This is a genomic window from Ensifer sp. M14 (assembly GCF_003355565.1).
Classification (GTDB): domain Bacteria; phylum Pseudomonadota; class Alphaproteobacteria; order Rhizobiales; family Rhizobiaceae; genus Ensifer.
Genome location: NZ_QJNR01000004.1, coordinates 4,261,420 through 4,281,882 on the forward strand (window position 1 = coordinate 4,261,420; position 20,463 = coordinate 4,281,882).

The window sequence follows — 20,463 nt, forward strand, 5'->3', positions numbered from 1 at the left end:
CATTGGACGCTTCCGTTATCAACGCCCGCAAGCCCAAGCAGCGGACCAACCGGGCACGGAAGATGCCGAGGGCGGCGGCACCGCCGCCCTTCCACGGAAACGAGGCTCCACAGCCTCGCAAAGACACCCGAACGGGTGTCTCCACGAACCGCTTGCCGGTTCGCAGCGCCCGCTTGGCGGGGCGCTCATGAGGGTTTAGCCCTCTTGTCCGGTCACTTTGATTCCGTTTTCACCGTGGCCGGGCTTCTATTCAGGACAAAGAGAAGCATCAATAGTTGATAACAGTTGTTAATTTTGACTTCCTGACCCATAATGGACCTATCAGGAGGTTATATATCATGGCGAGTTTTGCACTCAACGCACACTACGAAAAGTTCATCAAGAAGCAGCTGGAATCCGGCCGTTACAACAATGCCAGCGAGGTTGTCCGCGCTGGACTGCGCTTATTGGAAGATCACGAAGAAGCCCGTGAGCGGTGGCTGAATCAGGAAATTCCGGGGCGCTATGCGGAATTGAAGCGAGATCTTTCCAAGGGCGTTCCCCTTGATGATGCCTTTGCCCGCCTTGAGGCTGAACATCAGGCCCAGCTGGCGAAAGCCAAGTAGGGAATGAAATACAAGATCATCCTGCATGAGCGGGCCGAGGCTGAATTGCTCCAGCTTTACCGCGATCTCGCCAGTATCGAAAAAGCCGGGCCGGTCGTTGCCTGGAATTACATCAGCGGCATCCGCCAGTTCATTTCAGAGCTGGCGACATTCCCCAAGCGGGGAACCGTCAGAGATGGCCTTGTTCCCGGCCTTCGGATCATCGGTTATCGCCGAAGCGTGAGTATCGCCTTCGTGGTGGAAGAGGCGCACGTTCTGGTGTTGGGTGTATTCTACGGCGGGCAGGACATCACGGTTGATGTTCTTGAGGGGCGACTATGAGCGATTTAGAAATCCAGCAAGACGACCTTTACCCGCCGGAATACCGTGCCGCCCAGAAAGCGCAAGCGACGGCCTTGAAAGCCGAAGCGTCAGATCATGGCTTGCGGATGGAAACCTACCTTGTGCCATCGATTGCCGAGTGGGTTTTGACGCAAGTGGAACGGGGGCGGTTTCTTGATCCTTCGGAAGCGGTGTTTGCTGCCATGCAGGTGTTCACGGAACTGGATGCCTATCCGGACCTGCATGAAGAACTGTTTCGCCGGGAGATTAATAAGCGTCTTAATGATGACGGTCCCACCATTCCCGGAGACGAGGCTCTTGCGGGATTGAAAGAGCGGATTAAGCGGAGGGCGGAGCGCGAGCCCCCGACATGGGTGAAGGTGCCCTATCCTTCCTAGTCTTCGGCCTCCCGAAGATGCCTCCACCTTCTTAACATGAAGGCTCCAGCGTTTGCTGTTGGCACGTTCATGTCGCTCCCCGTTACCGTCTGCGCTACACGGCCGGAACGGTCGGGGTATGCGCCCGGTTTTCGCCGCCGGCAATCGGCTGCCCGCTCCCTTCGCTGCGCTCCCGTGTTGCCGTTGCCTGTGGTCGCCTTCGGCTCGCAAACACGTTCGCAAAAATCCCCCGACCGGCCGCGACAGGCGCAGCCGGATAACCAACGGGAGAACCGAACATGAAACCGACCCAAAAGAGCAAAGCCGACTACGCCGTATACGTCGTGGAAGGCGAGGGCGACAAAGCCCACTGGACAAAAATAGGCGCGGGCTGGTCCCACAGCGATGGCGACGCGTTCAACCTCACGCTTTCCGCCGTACCACTCAATGGACGCCTGACCATTCGCAAGCCGAAAACCGAACGGGACGACGCGTAAAGCGTCCAGCTCGCAACACCGTCCTCTATTGCGACTGCATCTCCCTGATGCAGCGCCTTCCGGGCGGGGCGGTGGATTTCATCCTGACCGACCCGCCGTATCTTGTCCGCTACCGTGACCGCCAAGGGCGGACGATTGCCAACGACGTGAACGGCGATTGGCTGAAACATGCCTTTGCGGAAATGTACCGTGTCCTCAAACCCGGCGGCCTTGCCGTGAGCTTCTACGGCTGGAACAAGGTCGATGCCTTTATGGATGCGTGGCGCTGCGCGGGCTTTCGCGTTGTCGGGCATTCGTTGGCAAGCGCCACCGCGTGCTCCGGGCCATCATGGGCAATGATGGCGCCGACGGGGCCGAAGACTTCGGACATCCTCAAGGATGATCTGAGGCGATTTCCCGCCAAGTTCGGCCGAGACCGCCTTGAGATTGGAGTCGGCCGCATAACGATACATCTGCCTTCCGACAGCCGTCGACCCGGTGAACGCGATCTTGGCGACATCGTGCGAGAGGGCCAGTGCCTTGCCGGCGACCGCGCCCAATCCGGGGACGACATTGAAGACGCCGTCCGGCCCACCTGCCTCCAGAAACAATCGTCCGAGCATCAGCGCACTCAGGGACGCGTCTTCGGCGGGCTTCAGCACCACGCTGTTTCCCGCCGCAAGCGCCGGGGCAACCTTCCACACGGCCATCATCAGGGGATAGTTCCATGGGGTAATGCAGCCGACGACACCGAGTGGCTGGCGCAGGATGTAATGCAGCGCACCGTCGTTGGTCACGGGGCAGGTGCGGCCGATTTTATCCAGCCCCTCGGCCATGAACCTCATGGTCAACATGCTGGCAGGGACATCGATGCTGCACATCTCCGAGATGGGCTTTCCCATCTCAAGCGTGTCCAGCACGGCAAGCGTCTCGCGATGTTCGCCGAGAAGTTCGGCAAACATGGTGAGGATATCGACGCGCCGGCGCAGGGGCATCTTCGACCACACGCCATCCCTGAAACGTTTGGCGGCCACATTCGCCGCCAGATCCACATCGTCCGCGCCCCCGCAGGCGATGTCGGCGATGTGTTCGCCGGTTGCCGGATTGACGGAGGCGAGGTTGCCACCGCTTGCCGCATGTCGGAACTTGCCGTCGATCAGCAGCCGCGTTTCCGGCCTGACGGCGCGCGCGATCGCGTGCCAGTTTATGTGCGCCTTCATATCCATCTGCTGCTCCCGAGGTTCTCCGTGCGATCAGCCATCCTACGTGCGGCCCGACCGGGCCATCGAGTCCCCCATGCGGGGGACTGGCAGGCCGCTCGCATAAGGGCGATGTCGTTTTGAGCGAAGCAGGGAGGAAGGCGAATGATCGACCTTGTCCATGAGATCGGTGGTCGCGATCCGCAGGCGCGGTGCACCATCGGGCAGGTACGGGCTCTTCCCGGATCCATCAATGTCGTGCCGGGCCGCATAGAGATGACGGTCGACCTGCGGTATCCCGACGAGGCGGAGTTGGACGCCATGCATGATGCACTGATGCGTGGCATGCAATCACCCGGCTTTAGGGCTGGACGTTCAGCCTCGCTGGCACTCGCCCGTGGTCCGGTTCGATCCGCCCCTTGCAAAACTGGTCAGGTCGAGTGCCGAACGCCTGGGCCTCGCCGCCCACGATATGGTGCCTGGAGCGGGCCACGACGCCTTTCATCTGGCGCGACGGATGCCCACGGTCATGATCTTTGTTCCCTGCCGGGATGGCATCAGCCACAATCCGTGCGAATACGCGTCGGCGCAGCATGTTGCCGCTGGGGCGAATGTACTTCTGTCTGTCGTCCTGGAGAGGGCCATGTCTCGCGGATGAGCCATTCGTGTTTCCGTCGGGCCCGTGATGGATGATTTTTTATGACCTCGTTGTCCCGCAACGCCCCATGCAAAACACGCACCGTCGCCACCCATGTGTTAACATGAGTTTTTTAATCCACTATTGCCAGCCGATTGCCAAAGCGGTATTGGGGCAAAAATGGATTGCCGACAGACAGGTGAGGGCGGGCGATGGCGAGTTACGACGACGAGCTCGTAGCGGCGTTTTCCAGCAACGAGCGCCGGATCAAGCGCTATCTCGACGGCAAGACACGGTCGAAGGCCGATGCGGAGGATCTGGCGCAGGAGGCCTGGATCAAGTTCGCCCGCAATGGTGCCGCCGCCTTGGCAGCGCCCGTACCCTATCTGATGCGCATCGCGCGCACCCTCGCGGTCGATCACAACCGCGGCCAAAAGCGGCGGCTGACCTCCAGCGATATCGATCTTCTCCTGTCTGCCCCCGACGAAAGCCCTGGTCCGGACAAGAAGCTTGAGGACCAGGACCAAGTGCGGTGCCTGGTGCAGATCATGCAAGAGCTGCCCGATCGTCAGCGCAGAATGCTTGTCGCAGCGCGGATCGAGCAGCGCCGCCATGTGGATATCGCCGCAGAATTCGGCGTCTCGGTGCGCACCGTCGAGCTGGAAGTGCGCAAGGCCGTCACCTATTGCAGCGAGCGCCTCGACACAATAAATCGGGTCTGACGTTTCGGCTTTTCATTTTTCAATCGTTGATAGCTGTAGAGACTGGGTTAATCGATCCCCGGTCGGGAATTACCTTATTGAAGGGAGCGGGTGTTGGACGAGGATTTCGAAGCTCTCAAACGAGAAGCGACGGCCTGGATCGTCCGTATCACATCCGGGACGGCAACAACGGACGATGCCGACGCGTTGCTTGCCTGGCGTGCGCGCAGTGCCGCCCATGAGGCGGCGTTCCAGGCTTCCGCACGGCTATGGAAAAATCTGGGACCAGCGCTTGGCAAAAGCAAGTCGGCGCCATCGACCGTCTTGACGAGGCGGACCTTTCTGGCGACCGGAAGTCTCGCGGCGAGCGTCGCGGGCGGCGGGCTCATCTTGTCGGAACTCGGCTTTCTGCCAACGGTCGGCGCGATCCTTGCGGACTATGCGACCGGTATCGGCGAGCAGCGGACGGTTCAGCTTTCGGACGGATCTACGATGACGCTCGATGGGGGGACGATGCTTTCGGTCGATTTCTCGTCATCCGCCCGGCAACTCGAGCTGACGACGGGTGCTGCCGTCTTCTACGTCGTTTCCGACCCGGCGCGGCCGTTCGTGGTCACTGCCGCCAATGGAAAGACGACGGCGATCGGTACCTCGTTTTCGGTGAAGCATGGCGACGACGATATCTCCGTCGAATGCCTGAGGGGGCGGATTAGCGTGCAGTGTCTGGCCAACAGCGATCTCGTGGATGGCGAGGCCATCAGCTACTCACGGCTGGGTCTTGGCGAGAAAGTCACCACGGATGCCGAAACGGCGGCGGCCTGGCGACAGGGACTGCTGATCTTCAAGGATCGGTCGCTGGCCGACGTGGTATCCGATCTCAATCGGCACCGCCGCGGCAAGGTCGTGATTGCCAGGAGCGACCTTCGGGCGCGGCGTGTGTCCGGTGTCTTTCACCTCAGCCGCCCGGACGAAATTCTTGCCCATCTCGAAGAGACGCTACAGGTCCGGCCCGTCAACCTTGTCGGCGGAATTGTCCTGCTGAGATAGAGTGTTCGCGGTTTAGACGGAACGGCAGAAACGCACTATCTGTTTGATTTTACGCAATTCCTGACGGGAATTTCTTCGCACTTTTCCTGGAAATGGGCAAGCCAGTGGCTCCGTCCCTAAAAAAATCCGAAAAAATTTCGGGTTCGCGATTCCTGATCGTTCTCCCCAGTAGAGGCTGCGTCATTGGACGGCGCGGCGACGAATGCATGGGGACACGGGAATGGGGCAGTTCACCGCCGCAAGGCGCCACGGTCAGGGCAACATCGGATACAAGTGGCGGCTTGCCTGCCTGTCCGCGTCGATCGCACTCACTGCCCTTGCCATCAGCCCATCGCCGACATTCGCGCAGGAACGCGCCACCTATTCCATCCCGGCCGGCTCGCTCGATCGCGGCTTGACGCGGTTTGGCGCCGCCAGCGGAATCCAGGTGCTCTATAGCAGTGCGGTTGCGAACGGGCTGAAAACGTCCGGTATCAAGGGGCAGCTTTCACCCGAGGCGGCGCTGAGCGCGCTCCTTGCCAATACCGGTCTGACCTATCGCTTCACCGGGCCGAAGAGCGTGACGATCACCGACCCGGCGCAGGGATCTGAAGCCGTATCCGTCGACGGTGCAACGCGTCTGCAGACAATCACCGTCGAGGGTGCCGAGAATGCCTGGGGGCCGGTTGACGGCATTGTTGCCAGCCGATCGGCAACCGGCACGAAAACCGACACGCCCCTCATCGAGGTGCCGCAGTCGATTTCGGTGATCACCGCCGATGAAATCAAGCAACGGGGTGCCGAGTCGATCAAGGAGGCCGTCAACTATACCGCCGGCGTTCACGTCGGCGGCAGCAGCGCCTCTACCCGGGCGTTCGACAACATCGAAATTCGCGGTTTCTCGCCGACGCCGCTTTACTTCGATGGTACCTATCTGCCCTACATCGGCGACCTCGGCGGTTCGCCGCAGATCGACCCCTATCTGCTCGAGCGGGTAGAGGTGTTGAAAGGCCCATCCTCGGTCCTCTACGGCCAGAATTACCCAGGCGGCATCATCAACATGGTCAGCAAGCGGCCAACCGCGCAACCGTTCCATGAGGTGGTCGCGGGCACCGGCACGGACGGCCGGGCCTATGGCGCCTTCGATTTTTCCGGGCCCGTGGCCGGCGATGACGGCATTCTTTATCGACTGACCGGCGTGGCGACGCGCACCGATACCAACATAGACTACACCAAGGACGAGCGCTTCATGATCGCTCCTTCGTTCGCGCTGCAGCCTGACGAAGACACCACCTTCACGTTCCTTTCGCACTACCAGAAGGACAATGGTGTCCCGGACTATCAGCCGCTTCCCTACATCGGAACAGTGGAAGCCGGTCCGTTTGGAAAGATCGACCGGGATCTCTTCACCGGCGAGCCGGCCTATAACGGCTATGATCGGGAGCAGGCGATTGTCGGCTACGACTTCAGGCACCGTTTCAATGAGGTCTGGTCGGTCCGTCACAATGCGAAATACATCTCGGTCGACGACTCCTACCGGACGTTCTTCAACGGCGGCTATGTCGCGACAGGCGGCCTGACCGACTACACGACGATCAGGCGCAACGCGATCAACTATTCCTCGGACAATCAGGTCTTTGCCACCGACACCAATCTGCAGGCGGAATTTTCGACGGGGGACATCGAGCACACGGCGATCATCGGCACCGACTACAAATGGTTCCGGAACGACTATACGGGCCGCTATGCCTTCGGCAACACGCCTCTCAACGTGTTCAATCCGATCTACGGATCCTACAGGGAGCCTACAGTCGGCGCCCGCTGGGACAACAGGCTGAGCCAGCTCGGCCTCTATGCTCAGGATCAGATCAAGTGGGACAACTGGATCCTCACACTCGGCGGACGCTATGACTGGGCGTGGCAAACCGACAACGACATGCTCGCTTCGAGTGTGGCGCGGAAGAAGGACACCGCATTCACCGGTCGGGCGGGGCTCATCTATCTCTTCGACAACGGTCTTGCGCCCTATGTCAGCTATTCGACCTCGTTCATGCCCTATTCCGGTTTCGACGGGCAGAGCAATCCATTCAAGCCGACGACCGGCCAGCAGACAGAGGTCGGCCTCAAGTATGAGCCGGTCGGCTACGATGCGCTCATCACCCTCTCGGCCTTCGACCTGAAGCAGCAGAATGTGCCGACCTACGACAGCCTGACGTTCTTGGCGTCGCAGCGCGGGGAGATTCACGTCCAGGGCTTGGAAATCGAAGGCAAGGCAACGGTATTCGACAGCCTCGACCTTATTGCCGCAGCCTCCTACACGGACTCGGTCTATTCCAAGGCAGACGACGGCACGCAGGGAAACAAGGTTCGCTTCATGCCGCCGGTGAATGTTTCCGCCTGGGCGAAATATCGGATCGAAGACGGACCGCTCGGCGGACTGGGCATCGGCGCTGGCGTGCGCCACTCGAGCAGCGGCTATGGCAATGACGCCAACTCGTTCAAGTATCCGTCCTATACGGTCATAGACGCGGCAATCTCCTACGACTTCGGCAAGAAGGACCCCAAGCTGGAAGGGCTTGAGCTGAACGTCACGGCGCAAAACGTCTTCGACAAGACCTATGTGAACGGTTGCAGCAACTACAATTCCTGCTTCTACGGCAAGCCACGGTCGGTTTACGCCAACCTGAGCTTCCAATGGTAGCAGCGGTGCCGGAGAGCCTGGTTAGCCCGCAGCCGGTACGCACAAGCGCCGGGGGTCGCACGCGCGGCGCTCGGCGCAAGCCGTCCGCCAGATCGTTCCTATCGATCGCAGCGAAAGCAGCGTTGGTGCTGCTGGCGTCGTTATTTGCCTGCATGGCGCCTGCTTACTCCGACGATGACTTTCCGCGGCACCTCGTTCACGCCCTTGGAACAACTGTTGTGCCGAAGGCGCCGGAACGGATCGTCACCCTCGGCTGGAGCAGCGAGGACGCTGTCATCGCGCTCGGCAAGGTTCCCGTTGGAATGCCGCGCTATCGCTTTTTCGACAGCGGCATCTTTCCCTGGAACGAGGAGCGCCTGGGAAGCGTCAGACCATACCTCCTTGAAGGCGACCTCGATTACGAGGCGATCGCAGCGCTGCGGCCCGATCTGATCCTCGGCATCTATTCCGGCATTGACGACCTCGCGTACAAGCGGCTCTCCGGTATCGCACCGACGGTGGTCTATCGATCCGCACCCTGGTCGGCGAACTGGAAGGAGCAGATCGATCTGGTGGGCCAGGCGCTCGGCAAGAGTGCCGAGGCTAAGGCGTTGATGGAAAAGACAGGCGCCGCCCTATCCGCCATGGGTGCCGGCCAGCCGGATCTGCGCGGCAAGACATTCACATTCGGAACTTATGTTGCCGGCGGATCCGGCATCGTCGTCTACCTGCCGGAAGACCCCCGCGTCGCCGCCCTTTTGGAACTGGGGCTCAAGGCTTCGCCTGGCATCGTTGCACTTTCCGCCGACAATCCCGGCAGGGGCTCGGTGGAGGTCGGAATGGAGCGGAGCGGCATGCTCGATGCCGACATCCTGATCATGTGGTACGGCGAGGGCGCACGCGCTGCTGCCGAAGCACAGCCGTTGTTCAAGGCGCTCGCGGCGGTCAAGCGCGGCAGCTACGTGGCATTGGACGACCCGGTTTCGGTGTGGTCGACATCTGCCTTGAGCGTGCTGTCCATCCCCTATGGTTTTCCGACATTTCTGCCCCGTCTCGCCGTAGCGGCGGAACGGGCAGGAAAGGAGCGCTGATGTCTCATGATCACGACCACGATCATCCACCCTATGTGGAAGATTATTTTTTCTGTGAAGTGACTTCGGTTATGCGCCTCACCCCGTCGATGATCCGGGTTGCTCTTCGCGTCGACGGCGGCGAGCGGCTGATCTCGACCGGTCACCCCGACGAATGGGTGCGGCTTGCCCTGCGGCCGGATCCCGAGACGCCGGTCACCCTGCCGGTGCAGATGGCGGACGGCAAATGGGGCCGGCCCGACGGCTCGCAACATTGCCCGAACCGGCCCTATACGGTCCGTCGCTGGGATGCCGACCGCCGCGAGATGCTGATCGATCTGGTCGCCCACGAGGGCGGCGTTGCGGCAAGTTGGGCGATGGGCGCCAAGGTCGGCGATATCGTCGGCATCTGCAACCCGGAAGGCCGTTTCGAGCCGCCGGAGGATACCAGCTGGATGCTGCTAGTAACCGATATCACCGGCCTTCCGGCCGTCGGCCGGATCCTCGAGGAGCTCGGAACGGATCAGCGCGCCATCGTGCACGTGGAAATACCGTCGGCCGCCGACCGACAGGAGATCGACAGCGCCGGCGATGTTTCGGTGACCTGGCACGAGACGCATGGCGGCGGTGAGCGGCATGGCGGTTACACGCAGCTGCCTGGCATTGCGCGGGCGATCGAACGCCTGCCCGAAGGCCCCGGCTACATCTATATTGCCGGTGAGGCGAGGGCTGCCTCCGAGTGCCGCAAGCATTTTCGTGATGGCCTGGGTTTCGACAAGACCCGGATCGATGCGATCGGTTACTGGATCGAGGGACAGGCGCGCGTATGATCGCCGGTGCCAGAGGTCACGCGCACGCCGATGCGGCCGGGAACGCGGTGCCGACGCGGCTCTTGAAAACCCGGCCCACCGGCCATGCCGGCGCGAGACGGTCCAGGGCATGGCGTCTGGCAATGCTTGGCCTGGCCGCGGCCGTCCTGGTTCTCCTTTGCTCCGCCAGCCTGTTGCTCGGCGCGCGTCATGTCGCAGTGCCGACCGTTGTGGATGCGCTCGTCAGCTATGACGCTACGTCAGCCGAACACATCATCATCCGTGACTATCGTCTGCCGCGGACCTTGCTCGCGCTTCTCTGCGGGGCCGCCTTCGGTGTCTCCGGCGCGCTGATCCAGGCGGCGACGCGCAATCCGCTGGCTGATCCCGGCATCCTGGGGGTCAATGCCGGTGCCGCTTTCTTCGTGACGCTCGCTGTCGGGATGTTCGGCGTGCACGCGGTTGAGAGCTACCTCTGGTTCGCGCTTGCCGGCGCAATCTCGGTGACGCTGCTGGTCTATGGGGCTGCATCGCAAGGACGGGACGGCGCCACCCCATTGCGGCTGGTCCTGTGCGGTATAGCGCTGTCGGCCGTGCTTGGCGGTATCGGCTCATCGATCACGCTCATCAATCCTCAAGCCTTCGACGCTCTACGGTCCTGGTCCATAGGGTCGGTGGCGGGACGCGGTATGGAGGTGGTCCGCGCGGTCGCGCCCTTCATCGTCTGCGGTCTGGTGCTCGCGCTGGGCTTGGCCCGGCCCCTCAATGCCCTGGCACTCGGCGATGATCTCTCCCGATCCCTCGGCGCAAACGTCATTCGCACCCGTTTCCTGGTGGTCATTGCCGTCACGCTCATGTCTGGCGCCGCGACGGCGGCCGCAGGACCGATCGGCTTCGTCGGATTGATGGTGCCGCACGCGGTGCGCTGGTTTTCGGGGCCTGATCAACGCTGGATCATCGTTTTCACACTCCTTTGCGCGCCAAGTCTGCTTTTGTTTGCCGATATCGTTGGCAGGCTGGTGCTGTTTCCCGGCGAACTGGAGGTCGGTATCGTCACGGCCTTCATCGGCGCGCCGGTCCTGATCCTCCTGGCGCGACGCACGAAGGCGCGCGGACTTTGACCGAAACCAGCCTGGACCAACCCAATAATCGCTGTCCAAGTGCGCACTCACGCGCTCCGTGTGCTCGAGCGCTCGATGTCGGCCGGGCGGTTGTCGTTATCAGGTCGTCTGGCGGGCGGTTGTCCGTGCGGCTCGATCTGCGCAGCTTCGCCGTGAGCGCGATCCTGTTGTTGCTGATCGCGGTGGTCGGCGCGGTGTCGCTTTCGAGCGGAAAGTTTTCCATCCCGCCTGCTGACGTCTTGCGCGCGTTGCTGGGCGGCGGGGACGAGAACATCCGCATGGTCGTTACCGAATGGCGCCTGCCAAGGCTGCTGCTCGCCTGCCTGCTGGGCAGCGCGCTGGGACTGAGTGGGGCGATCTTCCAGTCCCTGACCCGCAATCCTCTCGGATCGCCCGACATTATCGGCTTTTCCGCCGGCTCGTACACCGGCGCACTCATGGTCATTCTGCTGTTCTCCGGCGGATACTACCAAACGGCGGGCGGAGCGCTCGCCGGTGGGATCGTCACGGCTACCTGCGTCTATCTCCTCGCCTATCGCCGCGGTGTGCAGGGCTTCCGGCTGATTGTCATCGGTATCGGCATGTCCGCCATGCTCGGCGCCTTCAATGCGTGGATGATCCGGCAGGCCGATCTTCCGATCGCCATGTCGGCCGCGATCTGGGGGGGCGGTTCCCTGACCGGCCTTTCGTTCGAACAGGTGCTTCCCGTCCTTGCAATGCTGGTCTTCATCACTCCCATTCTTGCAGCCCTGTCGCGACCGCTGCGCCAGCTCGAACTTGGCGACGATGCGGCAACGACGTCAGGTGTAAACGCAACGCGCCTGCGCCTTTTGCTGATGATACTCGGCGTCGCGCTGACTGCACTTGCGACGGCCGCCGCCGGGCCGATTTCCTTCATATCGTTGGCTGCTCCGCAGATCGCGCGGCGCATCACGCGCACGGCAGGCGTTGCCCTCATTCCATCGGCGCTGATGGGCGCGCTGTTGCTCGCCGTGGCCGATTGGGTGGCCCAGCATGCTTTCGGCGTTCAACTGCCCGTCGGCGTCATGACGGTCAGCATCGGCGGCTTCTATTTCCTTTGGTTGCTGATCCGCGAGGCAAGACGATGACGGAATGCAAGGTCAATGGACCGGCAAGGCTTCGCGTTGAGAATGCGACGCTGTGTTATGACGAGCGGATCATTTCCCAGGACCTGTCGGTCGCCATTCCAGACGGGTCCTTCACGGTCATCGTCGGGCCGAATGCCAGCGGCAAATCGACCTTGTTGCGCGCCATGGCACGCGTGCTTGCTCCATCGGCAGGCGCGGTTGTTCTCGACGGCAAGGCGTTGGCGCAATACCAGGGTAAACAACTGGCTCGCACCCTTGGCCTGCTGCCGCAGGCCTCGATTGCACCTGACGGCATCACGGTCGCCGATCTCGTCGCCCGAGGTCGCTACCCACATCAATCGCTGTTCCGGCAATGGTCCTGTGCCGACGAAGAAGCCGTTGAAGCAGCGCTCGCCGCGACAGGAACGGCCGGGCTTTCGGGCCGCCCTGTCGACGAGCTTTCCGGCGGCCAACGGCAACGGGTATGGGTGGCGATGGTGTTGGCCCAGCAAACCCCGATCCTCCTGCTTGACGAGCCGACGACCTTCCTCGACATCGCTCACCAGATCGAACTTCTCGATCTTTGCCAGGATCTCAATGCCAAGGGGCGCACGGTCGTCGCCGTGCTGCACGATCTCAACCATGCCTGCCGCTATGCCACCCACATCATTGCCATGAAGGACGGCACCGTCGTCGCGGAAGGTGCGCCGAAAGACGTCGTCACCGAGAAAATGGTCGAAAATGTCTTTGGCCTGCCCTGTCTCATCATCCCCGATCCGGTTTCAGATACGCCCTTGATCGTGCCGAGGGGCAGGGGATGAGGCAGAGGTCTGTCACCGGTTGCGGCCTGCGCGCCGTTCGAGGTTGACCCGTGCTATTGGTTCTTGCTCAGCCCGCGCATGGCCCGATGCCCCGCGGTCGACTGGCCTTTGCGGCGAGGTGCGAATCTTTAGTCGCCTGTCGAGGTGGCGGTGAAAATGGCCAATTGCGCGTCGAAAGCACTCCGGTAGGCGGGTCGCGCCTGGCCGCGGGCAATGTAGGCGGAAAGGTTCGGGTAGTCGTTCAGCAGACCCGATCCTTCCAACCTGCGCAGGACGGTCACCATCAGGAGATCGCCGGCGCTGAACGCGCCGTCGAGCCACTCGGCATCGCCCAGCCGGAAGGACAGTTCGTTCAGTCGTTTACGGATGCGTTCCTCAACGGCAGGGAGGCGCTCCTCATACCAGGTCTTGTCGCTCTCCAGATATCTGGCGACTTCGCGCTCAACGATGGGCGGCTCCAACGTGCTGAGCGCGGCGAACATCCATGCGATCGCGCGTGACCGGGCATTCGCATCGTCCGGCAGCAGGCCCGAATGGCGCTCGGCGATATGGAACACGATCGCCCCCGACTCGAACAGGACAAGGTCGCCTTCTTCATAGCTCGGGATCTGCCCGAAAGGCTGAAGCGCGATATGGGCGGGTTCCTTCAGCGCCTTGAACGACACAAGACGAACGTCGTATGGCTGGCCCACTTCTTCGAGCGCCCAACGAACACGCATGTCACGCGCCATCCCCTTGCCGCGATCGGGGGATCGTTCAAAAGCGGTAATCGTGATCGTCATCGCTGTTCTCCATGGCTTGCCAGTCTTAAAGACGGCTGGCGGGATGCGGTTCCGACAGGTCCTCCGCTAGATAATCCTAGCGGTCATTTTACATGGTACTCGAAGGATGCTGCGGCGACCCGTTTCCTTCCCTACGTCGTCGTGTTGCGGCCGATCTCGGTCACGAGTTACATGCTCGATGACGTCTTCATTGGCGTGATCCGGACACGCGAACTGCGCAAAAGCATGTTTGTCTCCACGATAGTCTTCCTTGCGATGGCATGCGCCTTCCAGCAAGTTTGGGGCAATTACGGGTTCTGGATCGGGATGATGGTGCTGATGCCGGTTCGTGCGGCGACCTTGGGCTTGCAGCTCAAGCGCATATTCGCGCAACTTTGAACGGGCTGCCCGACAGATCAGGTCAACGGAAGAATATCCATCGTGTTGCGCAGCGAGCGGCCTGTTCGGCCAAGGGACCTGTGCGGGGGCGATTCGCACAGGTCGGGGTCCGTTGCTTCAAACTTCGAAGACGTCTTCGAAGGATTCAGGGAAACTCTGTCGGGCGACCCGTTCGTTGATGACGAGCAGGGCTTCATAGGACACCGGATCGAAATCCTTCTCGACAGCCGTGACCTCGCGGCCGAAAAGGAGATTGAGCCGGGCGGCGTCAAGATTGCCGCGCTCGAATGGCTCGGCGCCGAAATGGTGCCAAAGGGCGTGGAGGAATGCAGCGTCGATGCGGTGCGCCCCCGAACCAGGCCGGGCATGGCGGGGCAAAGCCTTGATCGGCGTTGCCCCTTTGGGATTGGCGCGGCGGATAACGAACTGTATGCCTGTGCCTGGCATGGCGTAGGGAAAACCCCGGTGTTTCGTCATATCAGGCAGCTTGGCCATTCGTTTCTCCTTACGCTGTCTCGTTTTGGTTGATCTTGTCCTGCGTCTTCGTATCGAAGTCGGAGGCGTCGTGGCGTTCATGCAACTGCTCGGACGGATCGCCGCTCAGGCGGTTGACCATGCGGCCACGCTTGACTGCAGGTCGGGCGGCGATTTCCGCGGTCCAGCGCTGGACGTGCTTGTAACTCTGGACGTCGAGGAAAGTGCCGGCGTCGCCATAGGCCTGATTGAGTGCCAGGTTGCCGTACCAGGGCCAGATGGCCATATCGGCGATCGTGTATTCCTTGCCGGCCATGAACTGATTGACTTCGAGGTGGCGATCGAGCACGTCGAGCTGGCGCTTCACCTCCATCGCATAACGATCGATGGCGTATTTGATCTGCATCGGCGCATAGGCATAGAAATGGCCGAAGCCGCCGCCGAGGAAGGGCGCGGAGCCCATCTGCCAGAACAGCCAGTTGAAGGTTTCCGTACGAGCGCGAAGCTCGGCCGGCAGGAACGCACCGAATTTCTCCGCGAGATAGAGCAGGATGGACGCAGATTCGAACACGCGAACCGGCGCGCCGCCACCCTTGGGCGCATGGTCAAACAGCGCCGGGATCTTGGAATTCGGATTGATTTCGACGAAATCGGAACCGAACTGGTCACCATCGCCGATGCGGATCGGCCAGGCATCATATTCTGCTTGAGAATGGCCGGCCGCCAGTAGCTCTTCCAGCATGATCGTCACTTTCACGCCGTTGGGAGTGGCAAGGGAATAGAGCTGAAGCGGATGCTTGCCGACGGGCAGTGCCTTTTCGTGCGTGGGGCCGGCGATCGGGCGGTTGATACTGGCGAACGCGCCGCCGTTGCCTTTGTCCCAGGTCCAGACCTTGGGGAGTTCATAGCCGGCGGGAAAATTATCGGCCGGGGATTTCTCGCTCATAAAATCTATCCTTGTCGTTGCCAGAACACATCCGAGCTACCCGGTGTGACGTCGCTCAATATAGGTTGGCGCTCGGTCTTCACCAGCTCCCGCCACCTGCCGATATGGTGGATTTTTGAACAAAAGGTGTTCACGATGCAAAGTCTGAGGGAACCATCGAGATGGCAACGTGGACGGCCTGGAGCCGTGCTACCGGTTGAGCGATGCCGACGCAACCTTCCGCGGTGATCCAGTTCCTCGTTTTCTCTTGGTTGGCCACCGAGCATCGTCCGCGGGAGGCAGAATCCGCGGATGATGCCTCGGTCGAGGTATATCTGGCCGTGCTGAGCTTGCGCACTTTGTGGCGCAAAAAAGCTGCAGCAGGAAGCATGCTTGCCGCCTCCGCCCGGCGGAGCCAGTGGGTTGGGCATGCGCGGGATGTTGAAGCGGCGCGCATCAGCACGATGAAGCAAGCGAGAACGAAGCTACCGTCGTCTACTGGGATGGGAGGGTGGTGACGCGATCAGGGGAGCGGTCTGATTTCCTTGAAACCTATCCGGCTTAAGGTTCAAAACATGCAGCAGGTCAAAGTGCTACAGCGATATTTGTCCGCCTGATGAGACGCGCGGCGCGGTCGAAAGCCCGCGATAATCTCTCGCCGCGGGCCATGCACTCAAAACGCGTTTGGCTTAGGACGAAAGCCGAACGAGCAGACTGATGTCCTGCAGAGTTTCGGGACTTCGAAGGTCACTTCGTCTTCGTCGCGCGCAGAGCCAAATCGGGGTAGCCGCGAGTTCGATGGCTCGGAAATGGTTCTCGTCCTCGATGAAGATGATCTCCAGGACAAGAGCGTTTTTAGGCGGCCGGATTGATGGCGATGTTCAGGACGTCCCATCGGCCGTTGCGACGTCGCACCGGGTCGCAGGTTCGCCGACTATCGCGCCCCTGCGCAAGACGAGGCATGACGGCGTCTCTGTGGGACAAGGGAGGGCGGATGGTCGTTCCCCCGTCTGCGACAAGCGGAACGATGAGCAGAAAGGCGTGTTTGCACGCTGCTTTTTGCGACGGGTGTCGATGCGAGCATTGGCACCGTGGAGCACCTTCAAGGTGGAGCCGATCTGGCCCAGCTGCTTTGTGCCATTCGTCGACGTCTACCCGCACATAGCGCGGACAATCTTGCCCGTCGCCGGGTCCGTTTCGATGGTGACGCGCTCCTGCCGGAAGTCCATGGTGGCCGGATCCCCGGGCTTCAATTGCCTGACGATCGTCGCACCCGTCATTTGCTTTGCGTCCTCATCGGAAATCCTGTCTTTGCCTGCCAGGGCTTCTGCTGCATTTGGCTTGCACGACCCCGCTGTTTGGGCTGCGGTGGATTCCGGCTCCTTCTGGCAGCCGGTGGCTCCAAGCAGGAGAAGACTTGCTGCAAGTGCTGCGAAATGACGGGCGTAAATCAAGGGGATCATCCTTTCACTTCTGAAAATGCCGAACAATCAGAGCAATCAGGCGGCAGCGAGACCAATGATCCATTGCGGGAAGGTCCGGTTGTGGGCGGGCGAACCTGGGATGGCAGCCATTGGCGTGTGTCGCTTGCCTAGAAATTCACGATCAGATTTGCCCGGGCGGCGCTCGCTTGCACGCCGTCGGCGAATTCGCCCAGATAGGTCAGCGTCACCTGCGCGGCTGCGGACAGCCTCGCGGAAATGCCTGCCTCCATCACCAGAGCATCGCGGGGCATGGTGACGCCACCGATTGTGAAGAAGCTGCCGCCGGCAAATGCAAGCCGCGCCGAAGGCGTCAGGTCTCCCGCGGCATGCCGCCAACCCAACATGCCGGAGGCAGCGATTGGCAGTTCACTGCCGGGAATGTCTGCCGACCAGCGCAGGCCAACCGTCGATACCGCCACCGCGTCCGAGCCCTCGGCCGCTGAGACCGCGGCGGTGCCGCCCGTCTCGCTGAATGCGTCGGTATCGAGATCGACATAGGCGATGTTGGCGAAAGGCTGGACCTTGATATCGTCTGCCGCAAACGTCCATGACAGATCTACAAAAACCTGGCGGGTGGCGCTGTCGTAGTCCGCAGTCAGACGCTCGGAGAGGGAACCAAAGGCAACATCGCGTCGGGTCGAGGTTTCGTTGTGGGAATAGATCGCCCCAGCCATCAGATCCAGCAGTCCGATTTCGCCGGAGACATAGAGACCGGCGTGATAGGAATCCGCGCGTGCTTCCGGTTGCATGGTGAGATGGCTGTAGCCGAGAAGGCCGCCGAGGCGCCATGTGTCGGAGATCGCGGCATCCGCCCCGAACACGACGCCCGCCGTTCGACCATCGACGCCGACTGCGTTGCCGTCACCGGAGAGTTGGTTTGCGGCCGTATAAGCGGATGTCCAAAACACCACGTCGTCCGATTGCCGTAAGCCCTGGTCTTGCGCCGGGCTCTTGCGGTCGAGAACCGCCTGCCGCGGAAAACGGCTGTCCCAGAGCAGTTCGCTCTTGAGAGAAGCATGGGCTTCGCCGCTCAGTTGCGAAAAGGCGCTGCCGGCGGATTGCTCATCCAGTGACACAACGTTTAGGAACAGCGGGTTCGACGGTCCTAGCGCCTCTACGGCATTCGCTGTCGTACGGCCGTTCGCTGTCTCCGCCACATCGGCGAAACGCACGTCATTGCGATCAAGGGTGAGATCGACGCTGGTGGCGCGGTATGTCAGACTCGGCAACAGGAAGGCAAAGTTGCTGATAACGTCGTCAAACGCACCGGTGACGCTACCGCCCGTCAGGATCGTGTAGTCGGTCGTCGAGGCATAGGTGCCGCTTCCGGCCAGAACTTCGAGCGTTCCGCCTTCGATGCTGATGGCACCGGACACATCAAGGCGGTCGGAGAGGCCCGTCGTATCGACCTCCACTTGGTAAGTTGATCGAGACCGGAATATCACGTCTCCATCGACGGTGGCGGTCTGGATGCCTGGGCCGGGCGAGAACACGCCACCCGCATTGACTGCCAGTCCGCCGACGACGCCGGTGCCGGACAACAGCCCGCCATCGAAGACGTCGACGCTGCCAACGACCACGCCATCGTTGACGAGCGCGCCGCCCGTGACTGTTGCCGTGCCATTGATCGTGCCGGTGTTCGAAAACAGGCCGTCGCTCAACGCCAGTGAGGCGATGGTTCCGTCGTTCGAACCCGCGCCGGCATTTCTCACGGCACCGGCAGTGGAGCCGCTGTTGTTCGTGAATGTGCCCCCGGAGCCGACTTCGACGTCAGCGAGCGCCGCATTGTTGACGACGCTGCCGCCCGATACCGCAGTCGTGCCGGTGACAGTGCCGCCGCCGTTGTTCGTGAACGTCCCGTCGGTATTGTTCAGGGACGCGACAGTGCCCGCATTCGCGGTGTTGCCGGCATTCTCAAGCGCGCCGACCGTCGCGCCGCTGTTGTTGACGAAGGCGGCCGTGGCCGCAACGTCCGCTTGCGTCACGACGAAGTTGTTCGTCACCGTCCCGCCTGCAACCGTTGCCTTGCCTGCAATCGTGCCGCCGGAATTGTTGGTGAAGTTCCCTGATGTGTTCGTCAGGGACGCGATCGTGCCGGCATTGGAAGAAATGCCGCTGTTTGCGACCGCACCGGCGGTGGCGCCGGAGGTGTTCGTAAAGCTGCCGTCGGCGCCGACGGTGACGGTGGCAAGCGTCGCATTGTTGGTGACGTTGCCGCCCGAGACCGTCGTCTCGCCGGTCACTTCGCCGCCGAAATTGTTGGTGAAGGCTCCGTCCTTGTTGTTGACGGAGGCGATCGTGCCGGCGTTCGATACGGTGCCTGAGTTCGTGACTTTGCCCGCCATCGCGCCGTTGTTGTTGACGAACGTGGCGGCGGCTTCGACATCCGCTTCCGTGACGACGAAATTGTTCGTCACGGTGCCACCCGAAACGGTCGTTTTCCCCGTGATCGTGCCGCCGGTGTTGTTGGTGAAGTTTCCTGCCGTGTTCGTCAGCGCATCGATCGTTCCGGCGTTGGAGCCGGTGCCGGCATTGGTAATGGCGCCGGCGGTTGCGCCGCTGTTGTTGACGAATGTTCCCGCGGCAGAAACGTTCACGTCGCCGACCTGGCCGTTGTTGGAAAGGGACGTCCCCGAACCGATCGCGGCGCTGTCCAGTGTTCCGTTCACCGATACGTTGCCGTTGCTCAGCGTCAATTTTCCATTGAGGTCGCCGTCGATGGACAGGCCGCCACCGCTCAGGTCGACATCCGAGTTCAAGGCGCCGCCGGCGTTGATGCTGATGCTGCCCGAGGCAATCGTGCTGCCGCCGCTGACGGTGAGCGCACCGGTATTGGTGATCGTGACATTGCCGCCGTCCACACCGAGTTCGCGAATTGTCGACGAATTGGTGACCTGTGGCGAGCCGTCGTTGACGACCGCTGTATCGCCCGTGCCGGGCAGGGCGGGGTCCCAGTTCGCGCCGTTGCTGAATTCATTGTCCGAACTGCCGGACCAGACGGACTGGGCAAGGGAAGGCACTGTCAAAGCGAACGAGGCCAATGCGGTGAAAAAGCCGATACGCCGGGAGTGTGCCGCAAGCGGTGTCTTCTGCATGGGTGACTGCCAATGCTATCGAACGCTCGCGAGATAGCCAGCGGTATGGGTGACGATACCTAGCTAACCATGGTTAATGATTCTCTACCATAGCTGGCGCACCATAGCTGGCGCGACCGACGGAACGGAGCTCGCAATAACATCGGATGCGTGAGCCGCGCCCCGTGTCGGAGGCAAATGCCATCGTATCAACGGTGTCTATTTGGGAGCCTGCAAACACCGACGTCGGGCGCAGAACGCGCCGTTGTATGTTTCGGCCGTTCTGCTGAGCTTCGGGGCTATGGCGGCACGGCGTTTCGCGAGGATGTGCGGGAGGTCGGTGAAGCGCGATGTTGGGATCATTTCAGCCGCGAACGGCCGCTCAGCGTACAGCCGGCCGGCCAGATCCTTCAGA

Annotated in this window: 20 protein-coding genes; 13 read left to right on the plus strand and 7 right to left on the minus strand. The window is 61.6% G+C overall.

The genetic code is table 11. From position 1 onward, the window contains the following. The first annotated feature begins 338 nt into the window (after positions 1–338). From BLJAPNOD_RS20665 to BLJAPNOD_RS20680, 4 genes are all read left to right on the plus strand, one after another. Complete coding sequence (locus BLJAPNOD_RS20665) at positions 339–605, plus strand: type II toxin-antitoxin system ParD family antitoxin (protein WP_077502753.1); 267 nt, start codon at positions 339–341, stop codon at positions 603–605. Between the two features lie 3 nt (positions 606–608). Continuing rightward, complete coding sequence (locus BLJAPNOD_RS20670; RefSeq protein ID WP_077502752.1) at positions 609–926, plus strand: type II toxin-antitoxin system RelE/ParE family toxin; 318 nt, start codon at positions 609–611, stop codon at positions 924–926. Then, positions 923–1,324, plus strand: a complete 402-nt coding sequence (locus BLJAPNOD_RS20675; RefSeq protein ID WP_115420989.1) for a CopG family transcriptional regulator — start codon at positions 923–925, stop codon at positions 1,322–1,324. The genes BLJAPNOD_RS20670 and BLJAPNOD_RS20675 overlap by 4 nt, the downstream gene beginning before the upstream one ends. 278 nt (positions 1,325–1,602) lie before the next feature. Continuing rightward, complete coding sequence (locus BLJAPNOD_RS20680; protein ID WP_077502751.1) at positions 1,603–1,800, plus strand: hypothetical protein; 198 nt, start codon at positions 1,603–1,605, stop codon at positions 1,798–1,800. 326 nt (positions 1,801–2,126) lie between these two features. Here BLJAPNOD_RS20680 and BLJAPNOD_RS20690 read toward each other — a convergent pair whose 3' ends face one another. After that, positions 2,127–3,005 carry an aldehyde dehydrogenase family protein gene (locus BLJAPNOD_RS20690; protein ID WP_077502750.1) on the minus strand — a complete coding sequence of 293 codons (879 nt, stop codon included), beginning with the start codon at positions 3,003–3,005 and terminating at the stop codon, positions 2,127–2,129. 822 nt (positions 3,006–3,827) lie between these two features. On the opposite strand from BLJAPNOD_RS20690, the gene BLJAPNOD_RS20700 reads away from it, so the two are divergent. The 8 genes from BLJAPNOD_RS20700 to BLJAPNOD_RS20735 all read left to right on the plus strand — a co-directional run bounded on the left by BLJAPNOD_RS20700 (position 3,828) and on the right by BLJAPNOD_RS20735 (position 12,931). Further along, a complete protein-coding gene (locus BLJAPNOD_RS20700) occupies positions 3,828–4,337 on the plus strand; it encodes a sigma-70 family RNA polymerase sigma factor (RefSeq protein WP_077502747.1) in 510 nt (169 codons plus the stop codon). 90 nt (positions 4,338–4,427) lie between these two features. Further along, positions 4,428–5,363, plus strand: coding sequence for a FecR family protein (locus BLJAPNOD_RS20705; protein WP_115420990.1), 936 nt, complete (start codon positions 4,428–4,430; stop codon positions 5,361–5,363). Between the two features lie 220 nt (positions 5,364–5,583). Continuing rightward, positions 5,584–8,043: a TonB-dependent siderophore receptor gene (locus tag BLJAPNOD_RS20710; RefSeq protein WP_115420991.1), complete on the plus strand. Its 2,460-nt coding sequence runs from the start codon at positions 5,584–5,586 to the stop codon at positions 8,041–8,043. Between the two features lie 218 nt (positions 8,044–8,261). Next, positions 8,262–9,113, plus strand: coding sequence for an iron-siderophore ABC transporter substrate-binding protein (locus BLJAPNOD_RS20715; RefSeq protein WP_244610981.1), 852 nt, complete (start codon positions 8,262–8,264; stop codon positions 9,111–9,113). After that, on the plus strand, positions 9,113–9,922 hold the full coding sequence (locus BLJAPNOD_RS20720) for a siderophore-interacting protein (protein ID WP_244610982.1): 810 nt from the start codon (positions 9,113–9,115) through the stop codon (positions 9,920–9,922). Before BLJAPNOD_RS20715 ends, BLJAPNOD_RS20720 begins: the two co-directional genes overlap by 1 nt. Positions 9,923–10,044: 122 nt before the next feature. Further along, the gene (locus BLJAPNOD_RS20725) at positions 10,045–11,022 is read left to right on the plus strand and encodes an iron chelate uptake ABC transporter family permease subunit (RefSeq protein ID WP_199565972.1); all 978 of its coding nucleotides are present in this window, start codon (positions 10,045–10,047) and stop codon (positions 11,020–11,022) included. Positions 11,023–11,147: 125 nt separating this feature from the next. Further along, positions 11,148–12,131 carry an iron chelate uptake ABC transporter family permease subunit gene (locus BLJAPNOD_RS20730; RefSeq protein WP_115421400.1) on the plus strand — a complete coding sequence of 328 codons (984 nt, stop codon included), beginning with the start codon at positions 11,148–11,150 and terminating at the stop codon, positions 12,129–12,131. Next, the gene (locus BLJAPNOD_RS20735) at positions 12,128–12,931 is read left to right on the plus strand and encodes an ABC transporter ATP-binding protein (protein ID WP_115420993.1); all 804 of its coding nucleotides are present in this window, start codon (positions 12,128–12,130) and stop codon (positions 12,929–12,931) included. The genes BLJAPNOD_RS20730 and BLJAPNOD_RS20735 overlap by 4 nt, the downstream gene beginning before the upstream one ends. 128 nt (positions 12,932–13,059) lie before the next feature. Here the strand turns inward: BLJAPNOD_RS20735 and BLJAPNOD_RS20740 are convergent, their stop codons facing one another. Next, positions 13,060–13,713 (minus strand): glutathione S-transferase family protein, encoded by a 654-nt coding sequence (locus BLJAPNOD_RS20740; protein WP_115420994.1) that lies wholly within the window; start codon positions 13,711–13,713, stop codon positions 13,060–13,062. A 171-nt stretch (positions 13,714–13,884) separates the two neighbouring features. On the opposite strand from BLJAPNOD_RS20740, the gene BLJAPNOD_RS20745 reads away from it, so the two are divergent. Continuing rightward, positions 13,885–14,091: a hypothetical protein gene (locus BLJAPNOD_RS20745; protein WP_147294564.1), complete on the plus strand. Its 207-nt coding sequence runs from the start codon at positions 13,885–13,887 to the stop codon at positions 14,089–14,091. 117 nt (positions 14,092–14,208) lie between these two features. On the opposite strand, the gene BLJAPNOD_RS20750 is transcribed toward BLJAPNOD_RS20745, so the two are convergent. The 5 genes from BLJAPNOD_RS20750 to BLJAPNOD_RS35805 all read right to left on the minus strand — a co-directional run. Further along, positions 14,209–14,586 (minus strand): hypothetical protein, encoded by a 378-nt coding sequence (locus tag BLJAPNOD_RS20750; protein WP_115420996.1) that lies wholly within the window; start codon positions 14,584–14,586, stop codon positions 14,209–14,211. A 10-nt stretch (positions 14,587–14,596) separates the two neighbouring features. Continuing rightward, positions 14,597–15,511 (minus strand): glutathione-dependent disulfide-bond oxidoreductase, encoded by a 915-nt coding sequence (gene yghU, locus BLJAPNOD_RS20755; RefSeq protein ID WP_115420997.1) that lies wholly within the window; start codon positions 15,509–15,511, stop codon positions 14,597–14,599. A gap of 1,130 nt (positions 15,512–16,641) precedes the next feature. Further along, positions 16,642–16,980 (minus strand): I78 family peptidase inhibitor, encoded by a 339-nt coding sequence (locus BLJAPNOD_RS20770; protein ID WP_244610983.1) that lies wholly within the window; start codon positions 16,978–16,980, stop codon positions 16,642–16,644. 101 nt (positions 16,981–17,081) lie between these two features. Beyond that, on the minus strand, positions 17,082–20,069 hold the full coding sequence (locus BLJAPNOD_RS20775) for an autotransporter domain-containing protein (protein ID WP_115420999.1): 2,988 nt from the start codon (positions 20,067–20,069) through the stop codon (positions 17,082–17,084). 198 nt (positions 20,070–20,267) lie between these two features. Continuing rightward, the coding region (locus BLJAPNOD_RS35805; RefSeq protein WP_206750050.1) for a hypothetical protein at positions 20,268–20,463 on the minus strand (196 nt) is incomplete at its 5' end.

What these genes read in the sequence shown, in the direction of transcription:
- BLJAPNOD_RS20665 (WP_077502753.1), top strand. Translation starts at nt 339, where the DNA reads ATGGCGAGTTTTGCACTCAACGCACACTACGAAAAGTTCATCAAGAAG.
- BLJAPNOD_RS20670 (WP_077502752.1), top strand. Translation starts at nt 609, where the DNA reads ATGAAATACAAGATCATCCTGCATGAGCGGGCCGAGGCTGAATTGCTC.
- BLJAPNOD_RS20675 (WP_115420989.1), top strand. Translation starts at nt 923, where the DNA reads ATGAGCGATTTAGAAATCCAGCAAGACGACCTTTACCCGCCGGAATAC.
- BLJAPNOD_RS20680 (WP_077502751.1), top strand. Translation starts at nt 1,603, where the DNA reads ATGAAACCGACCCAAAAGAGCAAAGCCGACTACGCCGTATACGTCGTG.
- BLJAPNOD_RS20690 (WP_077502750.1), bottom strand. Translation starts at nt 3,005, where the DNA reads ATGGATATGAAGGCGCACATAAACTGGCACGCGATCGCGCGCGCCGTC.
- BLJAPNOD_RS20700 (WP_077502747.1), top strand. Translation starts at nt 3,828, where the DNA reads ATGGCGAGTTACGACGACGAGCTCGTAGCGGCGTTTTCCAGCAACGAG.
- BLJAPNOD_RS20710 (WP_115420991.1), top strand. Translation starts at nt 5,584, where the DNA reads ATGGGGCAGTTCACCGCCGCAAGGCGCCACGGTCAGGGCAACATCGGA.
- BLJAPNOD_RS20720 (WP_244610982.1), top strand. Translation starts at nt 9,113, where the DNA reads ATGTCTCATGATCACGACCACGATCATCCACCCTATGTGGAAGATTAT.
- BLJAPNOD_RS20725 (WP_199565972.1), top strand. Translation starts at nt 10,045, where the DNA reads ATGCTTGGCCTGGCCGCGGCCGTCCTGGTTCTCCTTTGCTCCGCCAGC.
- BLJAPNOD_RS20735 (WP_115420993.1), top strand. Translation starts at nt 12,128, where the DNA reads ATGACGGAATGCAAGGTCAATGGACCGGCAAGGCTTCGCGTTGAGAAT.
- BLJAPNOD_RS20740 (WP_115420994.1), bottom strand. Translation starts at nt 13,713, where the DNA reads ATGACGATCACGATTACCGCTTTTGAACGATCCCCCGATCGCGGCAAG.
- BLJAPNOD_RS20745 (WP_147294564.1), top strand. Translation starts at nt 13,885, where the DNA reads ATGCTCGATGACGTCTTCATTGGCGTGATCCGGACACGCGAACTGCGC.
- BLJAPNOD_RS20750 (WP_115420996.1), bottom strand. Translation starts at nt 14,586, where the DNA reads ATGGCCAAGCTGCCTGATATGACGAAACACCGGGGTTTTCCCTACGCC.
- yghU (WP_115420997.1), bottom strand. Translation starts at nt 15,511, where the DNA reads ATGAGCGAGAAATCCCCGGCCGATAATTTTCCCGCCGGCTATGAACTC.
- BLJAPNOD_RS20775 (WP_115420999.1), bottom strand. Translation starts at nt 20,069, where the DNA reads ATGCAGAAGACACCGCTTGCGGCACACTCCCGGCGTATCGGCTTTTTC.